Origin of the sequence: Flavobacterium aquaticum, from assembly GCF_003259835.1 — a bacterium.
In the GTDB taxonomy this organism is placed as follows: domain Bacteria; phylum Bacteroidota; class Bacteroidia; order Flavobacteriales; family Flavobacteriaceae; genus Flavobacterium; species Flavobacterium aquaticum.
Genome location: NZ_QLMI01000004.1, coordinates 358,016 through 371,982 on the forward strand (window position 1 = coordinate 358,016; position 13,967 = coordinate 371,982).

8 protein-coding genes are annotated in these 13,967 nt (G+C 33.9%); 2 read left to right on the forward strand and 6 right to left on the reverse strand.

Features of this window, described 5'->3' with window-relative positions; all coding sequences use genetic code 11:
* Positions 1 to 46 precede the first annotated feature (46 nt).
* The 5 genes from B0I03_RS08530 to porU form a co-directional block, all read right to left on the reverse strand.
* Complete coding sequence (locus B0I03_RS08530) at positions 47 to 1,642, reverse strand: 2-oxo acid dehydrogenase subunit E2 (RefSeq protein WP_111567007.1); 1,596 nt, start codon at positions 1,640 to 1,642, stop codon at positions 47 to 49.
* A 5-nt stretch (positions 1,643 to 1,647) separates the two neighbouring features.
* Entirely contained in the window at positions 1,648 to 2,646 is a 999-nt protein-coding gene (gene pdhA, locus B0I03_RS08535) for a pyruvate dehydrogenase (acetyl-transferring) E1 component subunit alpha (RefSeq protein WP_026725694.1), read from the reverse strand.
* Between the two features lie 161 nt (positions 2,647 to 2,807).
* Positions 2,808 to 3,287 carry a cytidine deaminase gene (cdd, locus tag B0I03_RS08540; RefSeq protein ID WP_111567008.1) on the reverse strand — a complete coding sequence of 160 codons (480 nt, stop codon included), beginning with the start codon at positions 3,285 to 3,287 and terminating at the stop codon, positions 2,808 to 2,810.
* A gap of 66 nt (positions 3,288 to 3,353) precedes the next feature.
* Positions 3,354 to 4,565 (reverse strand): type IX secretion system outer membrane channel protein PorV, encoded by a 1,212-nt coding sequence (gene porV, locus B0I03_RS08545; RefSeq protein ID WP_111567031.1) that lies wholly within the window; start codon positions 4,563 to 4,565, stop codon positions 3,354 to 3,356.
* 39 nt (positions 4,566 to 4,604) lie between these two features.
* Positions 4,605 to 8,519: a type IX secretion system sortase PorU gene (gene porU, locus B0I03_RS08550; protein ID WP_111567009.1), complete on the reverse strand. Its 3,915-nt coding sequence runs from the start codon at positions 8,517 to 8,519 to the stop codon at positions 4,605 to 4,607.
* A gap of 211 nt (positions 8,520 to 8,730) precedes the next feature.
* On the opposite strand from porU, the gene gldJ reads away from it, so the two are divergent.
* On the forward strand, positions 8,731 to 10,431 hold the full coding sequence (gene gldJ / locus B0I03_RS08555; protein ID WP_111567010.1) for a gliding motility lipoprotein GldJ: 1,701 nt from the start codon (positions 8,731 to 8,733) through the stop codon (positions 10,429 to 10,431).
* A gap of 83 nt (positions 10,432 to 10,514) precedes the next feature.
* Entirely contained in the window at positions 10,515 to 11,798 is a 1,284-nt protein-coding gene (locus tag B0I03_RS08560) for a UDP-N-acetylmuramoyl-tripeptide--D-alanyl-D-alanine ligase (protein ID WP_181452374.1), read from the forward strand.
* Positions 11,799 to 11,852: 54 nt separating this feature from the next.
* Here the strand turns inward: B0I03_RS08560 and B0I03_RS08565 are convergent.
* Positions 11,853 to 13,967: hypothetical protein (locus tag B0I03_RS08565; RefSeq protein ID WP_146603278.1), on the reverse strand; the 2,115-nt coding region annotated here is incomplete at its 5' end.

Genomic DNA, 13,967 nt, shown 5'->3' on the forward strand with positions numbered 1-13,967 from the left:
AAAATCCCAAATAAATCGGGATTTTGTATGATAAATTTAACACTTATTATGCTAACATCGTTACTGGATTTTCCATAAACGCTTTGAACGTTTGTAAGAATTGAGCTCCTGTTGCTCCGTCCACTGTTCTGTGGTCGCAAGCTAAAGTAACTGTCATTGTGTTTCCAACTACGATTTGTCCGTTTTTAACTACTGGTTTTTCAATAATAGCACCAACAGATAAAATAGCAGAATTTGGTTGGTTGATAATAGAAGTAAACGACTGAATTCCGAACATTCCTAAATTAGAAATAGTGAACGTACTTCCTTCCATTTCAGCAGGTTGAATTTTTTTAGATTTTGCTTTTCCAGCTAAATCTTTGACGTTAGCACCAATTTGAGTTAAACTCATTTGATCTGTAAATTTCAATACTGGAACCATTAATCCGTCTTCAACTGCTACTGCAACACCAATATTCACGTGGTGATTGATTACCATTGCATCTTCTCTCCATTGTGAATTTACTTGTGGATGTTTTTTCAATGCCATCGCACTTGCTTTGATTACCATATCATTGAAGGAAACTTTCGTTTCTGGCAATCCGTTAATCATATTTCTTGAAGCAATAGCATTGTCCATATCCAACTCGATAGTTAAATAATAATGCGGTGCTGTAAATTTAGATTCTGATAATCTTCTCGCAATGGTTTTACGCATTTGCGAATTTTTGATTTCTTCTTGGAAAACTTCTCCTGCTGGAACAAATGGTTTCACAGCTGCAACTGCACTTGTAGCTTCTGCAACGGCTTGAGTTGGAGTTGCAACGGCAGATGGAGAGAAATTCTCTACATCCGATTTTACAATTCTTCCATTTTCACCTGAACCTTTTACTTGAGACAAGTTGATTCCTTTATCTTGAGCAATTTTTTTAGCTAATGGAGAAGCAAAAACTCTATTTGAAGTAGCTTGTTCTGTTACCACAACTGCTTGAGCAACTTCTTTTACTTCTTCTGCTTTTGGAGCTTCAACAACAGCACCAACTTTATAATTAGCCGCAATTCCTGAAACATCAGTTCCTGCTGGTCCTAAAATTGCTAAGATGGTATCAACTGGAGCAGAATCACCTTCTTGTACTCCGATATATAATAATGTTCCTGCATTAAAAGATTCGAATTCCATAGTAGCTTTATCTGTTTCGATTTCAGCTAAAATGTCGCCTTCTTTTACAGCATCTCCTACTTTTTTCAACCAAGTTGCAACTGTTCCTGTTGTCATAGTATCAGACAAACGAGGCATCGTTACAACTTTTACACCAGCTGGCATCTCGACTGCGCTCGATGTGACAGATTTAGTTTCTTCTACTACTTTTTCTTCTTTGGTTTCCGTAGCAGTTCCGCCACTTAATAAAGCTGAAATATCTTCACCAGCTGTTCCAATAATCGCTAACAAAGAATCTACTGGAGCCGATTGACCTTCTTGAATTCCGATGTGTAATAAAACACCATCATGGAAAGATTCGAATTCCATTGTAGCTTTATCCGTTTCAATTTCGGCTAAAATATCACCTGTTTTGATTGTATCACCCACTTTTTTTAACCAAGTCGCTACAACTCCTTCGGTCATCGTATCACTCAAACGGGGCATTGTTATAATTTGTGCCATAGTTCTTATAATTTATGTGGAATGAAAGGATAATTTTCTTGTTCGTACACTACGTCATATAACTGTTGAGCTTCTGGGAATGGAGATTCTTCAGCGAATTTCTCACATTCAGCCACTAAATCAGCTACTCTTTGATCGATTACTTCGATTTCAGCTTCTGTTGCGTAGTTATTTTCTTTGATTACATCTAAAACTTGAATAATTGGATCAATTTTTTTGTATTCTTCCACTTCTTCTTTCGTTCTATATAATTGTGCATCAGACATTGAGTGTCCTCTGTAACGGTATGTTTTCATTTCTAAGAAAGTTGGTCCGTCTCCACGACGCGCTCTTTCCATTGCTTCGTGCATTGCTTCAGCTACTTTTACTGGATTCATTCCATCAACTGGCCCACAAGGCATTTCGTATCCTAAACCAAGTTTCCAAATATCAGTATGGTTAGCCGTTCTTTCTACAGAAGTTCCCATAGCATAACCGTTGTTTTCAACGATGAATACTACTGGTAATTTCCAGTTCATTGCCATATTGAAAGCCTCGTGCAAAGAACCTTGACGAGCAGCACCATCACCAAAATAAGTTAAAGTAACACCGCCAGTTTCAAAATATTTGTCTGCAAAAGCAATACCTGCTCCTACTGGAATTTGCGCTCCTACGATACCGTGTCCTCCATAAAAACCATGTTCTTTTGAGAAAATATGCATCGATCCACCCATACCTTTTGAAGTACCTGTTACTTTTCCGTACAATTCTGCCATTACTTTTCTTGGATCTACACCCATTCCAATTGGCTGAACGTGGTTACGGTAAGCGGTAATCATTTTATCTTTAGACAAGTCCATTGCATGTAAAGCTCCAGCTAAAACAGCTTCTTGACCATTATAAAGGTGCAAAAACCCTCTAACTTTTTGTTGGATATAAACAGCGGCAAGTTTATCTTCAAACTTTCTCCAAAATAGCATGTCTTCATACCATTTTAGGTAAACTTCTCTTGTAATTGGTTTCATTTTGGTTTGTTTTTTTAATACAATTGAATTGCGAAAGACTTTATTTGTCAATCACAATTTTACGAACAGCAAAAATACTACATAGAACCTGATTGAAAAAATTAAATTCTACGATTTTTGTATTTTTTATAACAAAATCGATAAAAAAAGTTACGAAATCGTTATAGGTGATTCTTATCAAAAACTAATGGCAGGATATTTTTTAATGAATCTGACTTATAAATATCTCCTTTTGCTCCCATAAAGAAAATAGCGATTGGCAAATCTTGTTTGAATTCGTACTCAGCAATTGCTTGTCTACAGCTTCCACATGGCGGAATTGGCTCTTCTAAATCTCTATCCTGTGGAGATGCTGTGATGAACATTTTTACAATTTTTGCATTTGGATAAGTTGCACCCGCATAATAAATTGCCACACGCTCTGCGCATAATCCTGATGGATAAGCTGCGTTTTCCTGATTAGAACCTTGAATCACTTCTCCGTTATCTAGAAGAATGGCTGCTCCTACTGTGAATTTAGAATAAGGCGCATAGGCTTTACTTCTTGCTTCAAATGCTTGAGACATTAAACTTATTTCTTCTTGAGATAATTCGTCTTTTGATAGTACCGAAATGGTCGTGTTTATTGAAATTTGCTTCATATGTAAGGAAAAAAAATCCAAATTCTAAAAATAAGAATTTGGATTGTTTATTAATTTATTTTTTGTTTAAAGTTCATCGTAGTTATCTCCAAAATTAAACGTAAGAGAGAATCTCAATGTGTTTTCTAATGGATTTCTCACTTTTGATGCTGAGAATAAATAGGAAACATCAATTTTTACGATGTTATATTTAAACCCTGCTCCTAAAGTAAAGAATTTTCTTGCTCCTTTTAATTCGTTCTCATTAAAGTAACCTAGCCTTAAAGCAAACGAATCTTGATACCAATATTCTGCCCCTAAAGCCCATGTAAACTCTTTTAACTCTTCTGAAAAACCATCAGGTGCATCACCAAATGATTTAAAAAGACCACTTGTCCAACTAGTCTTTCTGTAATCTGATAATGCCTGACTGTAAGCATCGTCTGCCAAATCTTGCTCTGCATCATCAATATCACCACTTCCATCAGCATCAATAGCAGCTACTTTTGCTGGAGGTGTTGGCACTAATAATTTAGTAATTTCTGCAGTTACACCAACTTTACTATACTCATCAAAAATAAAATCAAAACCTCCACCTAATCTAAAATTGGCTGGTAAGAAATTATCATTCAAATCGTCTTTGTCATAACTAATTTTTGGACCTAAATTTTGAAAATTAAATCCCCCTCTCCATCTTCCGTTGAAATCATCATAAGCAATTTCTTCAGATTGGTAATATCCTGCAATATCAACTGCAAATGTTGTTGCTGCTGATACATCATTATTTTCATCTGGTATTCTTAATGCCGAACGAATAAATCTTCCTCCAACAGCCATTGAAAAACGCTCACTTAACTTTAATGAATACGAACCATCTAATGCAAATTCGTTTGGATTTACAGTTCTAACCACTTCATCAGGATCTGGCGTTTGTCTCAAATCAATATCACCTAAACCAAAATAACGAAAAGAAGCTGCAAAAGCACTTCTTTCATTAATTCTATTATAATAAGATAACTGGCCTAAAGAAATATCATTAGCAATACTAGATAAATAAGGCGTATAACTTATAGAGAAACCTTGTTTTTGTAAAGAAAAGGCATATTTAGCAGGATTGAATTGTTGCGAAAAAGCATCAGCAGAAGTTGCAACTCCCATATCTCCCATACCCGCAGAACGAGCATCAGCAGCAATTAATAAGAAAGGAACTCCAGTTGTTATAACTCGGCTATTATCTTCTTGCGCTTTAACATATTGTCCTACAGAAAATAAGACTAATAATAGAGCAATTTTTTTCATTGTATTCATAGAAATTAATTTGACAAATATAGTATTTTATTACAGTATTACAAGTTTCTCGTATTTTTCAACAGATTTACCAGTTGAAGTTGATCTTACTTTGAGCTTATAAACATAAACTCCTTTACCAATTCTATCTCCAAAATCATCACGACCATCCCAAGTTACATCTCTACACAGAAAACCATCTGTTGTTACTTGCTGATTAATTGTTTTTACTAACTTTCCTGAAATAGTTAAAATTTGAACTTGTACATCAAGCGGTTCAAATGGCATATTGTGATTAAACCAAAACTCGGTATAACTTACAAATGGATTTGGATAATTTAATACTTTCTCAATGCGCAATCCTTCATCTGAACAAATAGCATTAAATTGAATCTCTGCCGTAACCAAATTATTGTACACATCCCAAGCTTTAAATAAAATCGTATGCAAGCCTGGCGTCAAATCTCTAAATGGGAATCTTACAAATCCTTTAGTATAATCATCGTTTTCGGTTTCATAATACTCATTTAAAACGTATGGATTAGATTCATCGCCATCTAAAATTGCAACAATATCATGTCCAATTCCACTTGCTGTGTTGATTCCATTTTCATCTTCTAAAAAAGCCAATAATATTGGAGAACAATTTGTAATTCCACCCGAAACAAAACCTTCATCATTCATATGAAGTCTTACTTTTGGCGGACTTGAATCTGCTACAGCATTTACGTTAACACCTCCTATTTGGATTGTTCTATCATATCCTGTTTGATTTTCGAGATTTGGCATATTACGTTTTGCGTAAAAGCTAATCTTTCCATTTCCTACTGGTATTCTAATATCTTGCGGAACTACGAAGCTAAATTCAAATTGTCCGTTTACAACCGAGGCGTTTCCTCTAAAAACGGTTTCGCCTAAAGTTGTAAAATTCATTTTTATTAATTGACCTGCTGGGAAAAAATTCCCCATAATGTTTGTACCTCCCGGACTTGGAGCAGCGACTCCATTATTAGCCAAAGTACTTCTGTTAATATCTTTATCAAAAATTTGAACTGCTAAATCTCCGTTATAGTTTGACAACAAAACATCGTTTTCATCTCGCACCTCGCCAGAAATCTTAGCCAAACTTAAAGCTTGAAGTACTGGTAATGGTTGGCTTACAGGAACATCATTTACCCTAGTAAGCACCACTCTAGGTTTTGGAATAGCTAATTTTAATGCTGGATCACCAATAAAAAAAACTACCCTTCTGTTATCTGAACCAGTACTTAATTTTGTTGTACGTAAAGCTTCTGCAATTGAAGGATAATCATTTGACCCAAAAGCATACAAATCTTCACTTAATAAATTATTCATTACAAAACCTGTTGTAACACCTATTTGACGTGTAGTTGCAATCAAACCAATTGCTCCTCCTGCTTTATTCCAATACATATACTCGCCACCTGTGAAACGGTTTGGATCATCAAAACGTGTAAACTCGCAAGTTATTGTTATAAAAAGTGGATATCTGTATCGATTCGTTAAGTTTTGAGCTTCAATTTTTTCAAACAATCTTTCTCTTGCTAGCGATTCTTCATTACCATGTCCAAAATAATTAAACACTAATGCTCCTAATTCTAATGCGTCTAAAAAATCATTTTTTGCTTCTGGATAGCGCTCTCCTCCAGCCGCCACTTGCTGCAAATACGAATCGGTGTGAATTTTTTCAACATTAACAAAAGGTTTTTGAGTTGTTAAAGTATTGGCTAAATTATCAAGCCCAAATTGCAGCGTAGCATCGGTAAGATTATCCGCATCATCTGAATAAATTACATAATTATTTCGCCATCTTCCGTATGATTTTTCATCATGATACTCTATTACTTTGTCAACCATTTCTTTAGCCTGACCAGCAGATGAGACTAACATTCTTCCAACAGCAATATCAATTCCATCAAAACCTCCTAACATTGTACCTTCATTGTCATCCATCAAACCAAAAAAATCATCAGACATAAAAGAAGAAAACAAAGAAAAGTTTGAAATATTATTAGTTTCAGAAGCAAATGGATTAAACCCATGAAAAACTGGAACTATATTAGTGTTGTTAAATAATCGATTTTTGTAATCATAAGAAGCATCTCCAAAAAGATTCACGTATTTTACTCTTTTATCAGGAGTTGAAGCATTCCAATACACATACTTTATTAAATTTCTTATCGCCGCAATATCTTGTTTCCCAGATGCGAATTCATGATAAATTTTTTCCAAAGAAACCACTCTCACAACAAGTCCAGAATTTACTCGATGAAAATCTGCCAAACGTTCGGCTTGAGAAATTAAAAAATCAGGTGTTATAATTAGATAATCAATATCTTGAAAATTCCCTTGAGTATCTTTAAAAATAGTTCCCTTCAAATTTTGATTTAAAACAGCAGCATTTGAATCGCGCAAAGGCGTAAAAGTATCCGACAAATCAACCGCTACATATTTTCTTGCCGTTCCTAAATTTGTTTTAAAACTAAAATTAGCTCCTGTTGTATTTTGATAACTAACAACATTGTACAAATCTGTTACATCCCAAACTTGTTCTATACCTGAAGCATTTGAAATTCTATATTCTCCAACACCAATATTAGTTTGCTCTTGATCATTGAAAAACAAAAACTGTTTAGAAAAGCCTATCAAATTTCGTTTTGTCTTTAATCTTATAAAATCTAGAAAACCATTAGAACTTGGCACACCACCATTATTGTAAGCCAATGCAATCGTTATTGAGGAAGAAGTTGCATTAAAAACAGTATTCAAAGCAGATTCATAACCTTCAACTCCACTTCCAGTAACTAATTGCGGAAAATTTAATGTTCCTAAATCGATATTATTAGCCTTTATATTAAATGAAGAGCTTCCGAATGATTTTGATGCTGTATTAACTTTAATTTGAACAGGAACAGAAGTGTCGAGATTTGGAATAGTGAATTCGAAATTTTGAGTATCGTCAATATTAAACTGTTCTCCAAACCATCTTCTTCCTACTTTTCCAGCGTTTACTAAATCTTTTTCATAGTAAATAACATCATCAAATTGAGTAAAAGTTAGAGTTGGAGAAGCAATCGGCTGAAGCGCCTGTTCTATTCTTTTTCCCGAAGAACCTAAAGAAGTAATATAATAGTAGGATTTATCAGCAAATAAATTCACGCTGGTTAAACTCTCGGTATTCCAAGTATCAACCCCTTCAGCATAAAACAAAATATAATCACTGTTATCAAAAACACCATCATCTTCTCCAACAAATTGAATTGCATTTTCTTCTAAATCATTTGGATAAGGCAATGTGTTTTCAAGAGGCAACATTCTACCACCGTTTCCATAAATCTTTATATTTCGCGGATCTACATTTACATTAAAGCCTATACTTTGCAAAAAAGACTTAGAAACTTTGTAAACACCCGATTTTTCAACATAGAAACGATGCCAATTTCCTGTTGCTAAAACCGAATTCGAAGTACTCTGAATTATATTCTGATTATTGATTCTATTAGCTTGTCCTTCTTGAAACGAATAAGTAAACGAAATAACTTTCTTATAAACACTTCCTTCCTTTATAATAGGATTCAAAACCAAAACACCTTTGTAGACGTCTCGTGCACGAACAATTTCTAACTTTGCATCAATCTTAAGTGGAATTAATGTTTTGTTTAAATCATAAAGCTCAGACTCATTAATAGTTTGATAATTCACATTAGTAACAATTAAACTTGAGGCATTTGCATTTGCAGAAACTGGCACCACTTGCTTGTATTGAATTTTTCGTAACGGAATATCAATATTATAAAATTCTAAATCAAACTGTGGAACTTTAATTAAAACATCACCTGTATTGTAATCTAAATTAGAATTCCAATTAATAGATACATTTTCCGTTTGCTGAGAAAAAACAAACGAAATAGACAATAAAAGCAAAAATAGAATAGTTTTTTTCATTAGCAGTAAAACGTGATTAACACATATATATTACAAAGAGAAAAAAATTATTTATTTTATTCTAATTTTTTACAATAAAACTTAGGATAAAACGTTGTAAGAGAAAGGATTTTAACATAACATTAATTTTTTTTTACAAAATTTTAAAAACATGTTGCATTTTAATTCATAATTATTATCTTGCGACACTAAATTTATTACCTACTAAAGTATGAAAATTAAGAAAATTATGGCTTTAAAAGTGTTAGTAGTATTAGCACTGGCATTAGGTTTTACGGGTTGTAGCAAAAAAGGAAGCACCAAAGGTGGTTCTACAGCTACAGGATGGAAAATCAATGACAAAAAAGGTGGTTTCCAGTTTAATGACAAGTTTAAACAACAAGAAACTCCTCCAGGAATGATTTCTATTGAGGGTGGTACTTTTACTATGGGTAAAGTACAAGACGATGTTATGCATGATTGGAATAACTCTCCAAACCAACAACACGTACAATCTTTCTTCATGGACGAAACAGAAGTTACCAACAAAATGTATTCTGAATACTTATTTTGGGTAAAAACAGTTTTCCCTCCAACAGAAGAAAATTACAAACATATTTATAACGGAGCAATTCCAGATACTTTAGTATGGAGAAATCGTTTAGGATATAACGAAACGATGACTAACAACTACTTAAGACATCCTGCTTATGCTGACTACCCAGTAGTTGGAGTTAACTGGATTCAAGCAGTTGAATTTAGCAAATGGAGAACTGACCGTGTAAATGAAAACATTTTAGAGCGCGAAGGCTACCTTAAGAAAGATAACAAAATCAAATTAGGTTCTGACGTAACTGCTGAAAATTCATTCAGTACTGAAACTTATATCAATACACCTTCAAAAGCGTTTGGTGGAAATGAAGAAGTAGTATTGAAAAAAGAAATGGGTGGTGGAAGAAGACCTGCTGCAGATACTGCTAAAAATGTTTATGCTCAAAGAAGTTCTGGTTTAATTTTACCAGAATATAGACTACCAACAGAAGCTGAGTGGGAATATGCCGCAGTAGCTTTAGTTGGAAACAGAGAGTACAACATCTATAAAGGACAAAAGAAATACCCTTGGAGTGGTCAATATACTCGTTCTGCTAAAAGACAGTACAGAGGTGACCAATTAGCTAACTTTAAACAAGGTAAAGGAGATTACGGCGGAATTGCCGGATGGTCTGATGATGGAGCTGATATTACAAATAAAGTAAAAAGTTATGCACCAAATGATTTCGGATTATACGACATGGCAGGTAACGTAGCTGAGTGGGTACAAGACGTTTACAGACCAATGGTAGATGACGAAGCAAATGACTTTAACTACTTTAGAGGTAACGTTTATACTAAAAATAAAATTGGTGAAGACGGAGTTGTTGAATTAGTAACTTCTGACAATATCACTTACGATACTTTGAGTAATGGTAGAATTATGGCTAGAAATTTCCCTGGTCAAATTGCTCAAGTTCCTGTTGATGAAAACGAAACTTATTTAAGAACTCAATTCTCAACTTCAGACAACAGAAATTATAGAGATGGTGATAGACAATCTACACGTTTCTACAAATTTGGAGGTTCTGAAGAAGAGCAAGAAGGTGGAGAAGAAAAATTCAGAATGTACGAAGCTCCTAAACATTCTATCACTGCTGATAGTTTAGGTAAAATGGACAAGAAATTTGATAAATCTGACAAGAGAACTACTTTAGTAGATGACAACGTTAGAGTTTACAAAGGAGGTTCTTGGAGAGATAGAGCATACTGGTTAGATCCTGCTTCTAGAAGATTCTTCCCTCAAGACATGGCTACAGATTACATCGGATTTAGATGTGCGATGTCTAAAGTAGGTCCTAAGTCAAACAAAAAGACTCCTAGAGGAAATCCTAAAAAATAATTTTCATACAAAATACTTAAAAAAGCCCTTTCGTTTGAAAGGGCTTTTTTTTATCTTCGTTTCGATTTAAAACAACAAATATGATCACAATTACCACATTGCATTCTTTATTTCTAAACTGCTCTAGCGTTTCAACCGATACACGAAAAATAGAGAACGATTGTTTGTTTGTTGCGCTTAAAGGTGAAAACTTTGACGCCAACACCTTTTCAAAAGAAGCTTTAGAAAAAGGAGCTAAATATGTGATTATAGACAACCCAAACTATCAGATTGATGAGCGTACATTATTAGTAGAAGATTCACTTGTTGCCTTACAAGAGTTGGCCAAATACCATAGATCTTATTTAGGATTACCAATTATAGCTTTAACTGGAAGCAATGGAAAAACAACAACTAAAGAGCTAATTCATGCTGTACTATCAAAAAAATATAACACCCTTGCTACCATAGGAAACTTAAACAATCACATTGGAGTTCCTCTTACTCTTTTACGATTTACAAAAGAAACAGAAATTGGTATTGTTGAAATGGGCGCTAATCACCAGAAAGAAATTGAATTCTTATGTAAAATTGCACAACCAGATTATGGTTATATCACTAATTTTGGAAAAGCACATTTAGAAGGTTTTGGCGGAGTTGAAGGTGTAATCAAAGGCAAAAGCGAAATGTATGATTATCTAAGAAATAATGACAAAATCGCTTTTATAAATGAAGATGACACTATTCAAACTGAAAAAACTAATAATATAAAAAGATTTAGTTTTTCGGCATATAATCCAAATTCTGATGTTAGAATTACAGATGTAAAAGCAAATCCAATGGTGAAAATTCTGTATAACAACCTAACCATCAATTCACATCTTATAGGAATTTATAACGCCAATAATATTAATGCTGCAATAACTATTGGAAAGTATTTCAAAGTAACAGACGAGTTAATTAAAGAGGCAATTGAAAATTATATTCCTGAAAACAATCGTTCCCAATTGATACACAAAAACGGAAACGAAATAATTCTAGATGCTTATAATGCAAATCCGAGTAGTATGTCGGCAGCTATTACTAATTTTATTCAATTAGAAAAAAGCAATAAAATTGCAATTCTTGGTGATATGTTTGAATTAGGAGAAGAAAGTCTTATCGAACACAAGAAAATTGTAGATTTACTAATTAATGAAACTACGATAACTACTTATTTTATTGGAAAAGATTTTTATGCTAACCAAACACCAAACTCACATTTAAAATTCTTCGAAAGTTTTGAAAATTTTGCAGCTTTTTTTAGTTCAAATCAACCAGCTGAGTGTTTAATGTTAATAAAAGGATCTAGAGGAATGGCATTAGAAAGAACTCTAAGTCTTCTATAACAAGCAAAAGAGCCGTCAAAAACGGCTCTTTCTTTAAAAAATCAAACAATCAAGCTATTGATTTGCAGAGAATATTTTATGAGTAATCACTTCTTTAGAAGTCATTAATTTCAAAATAAACAATTCTCCGCCAGCACGATTAAAATTAATATCTAGTTTTAATTCTTTGCCAAAATAAGCGTCTGTATCTTTATACTCATACAACAAAGAACCTTTTGTATCAAAAATCTGAATATCAACATTTGATTCGTAATTAAACTTATAATTTAACATTAAATATTCTTTAAATGGATTTGGATAAGCAGTTACAATTAAACCATCAGAAAGTGAAACTGTTTTAATTTCAATATCTTCAGGTACTGCTACATTAATTCTACATTCATCATATCCTCTATTAATTGCATCAACAGCGGCGTTAATATTTGAATGAGAAAGACCGTTTATGTATTCACCTCCAAGTGCTTTATTCGCTAAAATGAATAAGTTACCTACTGTAGCACCACCATTTAAATTCAAGTAATCAATAACATTTTGTGGAATATTAAATATTTGAACGGTTTCCATATTAGGTATATTTGCACCACATTCTACATCTGATGCAGTTGCAAAAGTAGATTCTAATTCAACCGAAGCCAATGCATTACTGATTTGAAGATTAAAGAATAAGACCATTGTTTGACTTAATAAATTGTTATTAATCTTACCTTTTCTCGAACCAGATGCGTATATAGGATCACCATCAGACCATGTTGCAGGAGTATCGTAGGTAGCAAATCCAACTAATTTTCTTGGACTTCCACCACCTGGAAGCATCTTGTAAATATTATTATCTCTTGGTATTGAAACACCATTAACATCAGAAAGTTTTAGAAGAAAATAATTACCTGTATTTACACTTCCAAAATTAAATGATCCGCCTACTTGATTTAAAGCTCTAATCATCATTATTTGAGAATTAACACTACCTAAATCAGGTACACAACCTAAACCTCCATAATTTCCATAGAAACCCTGAGTATAAGTACAATGAGCATCATCACAAGGAATTAGTTCAACTTCAATATCTTCTGATATCTCACAACCATTAGCGTCAATAATTTTAACCGTATGATTTCCAGTATTTAAACCTGTAAAAGTAAAAGGCGACAATTGCTCAGAAGCTGGACCATTATCAATACTTACCATATAAGGAGAAACTCCTCCCGAAAAAGTAGCGCTAATACTTCCTGTTGCTGTATCAATACAATTTTCTGGTTCCATTTGCAAAGAAAGCGACAAAGCATCTGGCTGACTTATTGTAGCGTCACATACCGTTGCATCTTCTAATGTTTGAACCGCATCTGTAATTAATATAGTATATGTACCTGCTGGTAAATTTGAAAATAGGGCTCCACCTGGCTCATCATTAACTCCCATTACACTATCAATTACATTATTGAGATCGCTTGAATTGTATAAATAGAAATTGTAAGGCGGGATTCCGTTTGAACCTAGAACTTGAATAGATCCACTTGATTCTCCATTACAAGCAACAGGTGTTGGTGTTGTTTGACATCCAATTCTACAGTTAAATGACATAGTAAAAGTTGAAGAGCAAGAGGATTCACATCCAGTATCAGTATTACGAATTGTCCATGTTACTGTTACGGATGTTTCTATACTACCTGGGACTCCAATAATAGGATTTAAAGGAGCATTACTATCTCCGTCAGGATCTGCACTAGATGGACTGTACACATATTGTACCGCTACGATTTCAATATTAGGGTCGGAATTTAATCCTGCAAATGAATTAAACCAAGTACTAAATTTCGAATCTGTAGCCGCTTGGGCAACACTAGCTGAAACACCACAATCAACATCAAATAAAGCAGGACTTGGACAAACAATTTCAGGAAAATCATTTACCGTTACAACTGCGCCATCACTATTCGTACATTCATTTGCGTCTGAATACGTATACGTCACATTATATGGTCCTGCAGCTAAACCTGAAGCATCAAACAATCCGGATGCGCTTACATTAGCACCACTCCATGTTCCACCTGCCGGGTTTGCTGTTAATTGAACTGTGAATCCTGTACAAACTTCTGCGTCATTAGCAACAACAGTTGGTAGAGCGTTTACGGTGACAACTGCGCCGTCACTATTCGTACATTCATTTGCGTC

Excerpts from the sequence above, each read along its gene's own strand:
- porV (WP_111567031.1), bottom strand. The coding sequence starts at position 4,565 with ATGAAAAAAATTGCTCTATTATTAGTCTTATTTTCTGTAGGACAATAT.
- pdhA (WP_026725694.1), bottom strand. The coding sequence starts at position 2,646 with ATGAAACCAATTACAAGAGAAGTTTACCTAAAATGGTATGAAGACATG.
- gldJ (WP_111567010.1), top strand. The coding sequence starts at position 8,731 with ATGAAAATTAAGAAAATTATGGCTTTAAAAGTGTTAGTAGTATTAGCA.
- cdd (WP_111567008.1), bottom strand. The coding sequence starts at position 3,287 with ATGAAGCAAATTTCAATAAACACGACCATTTCGGTACTATCAAAAGAC.
- porU (WP_111567009.1), bottom strand. The coding sequence starts at position 8,519 with ATGAAAAAAACTATTCTATTTTTGCTTTTATTGTCTATTTCGTTTGTT.
- B0I03_RS08530 (WP_111567007.1), bottom strand. The coding sequence starts at position 1,642 with ATGGCACAAATTATAACAATGCCCCGTTTGAGTGATACGATGACCGAA.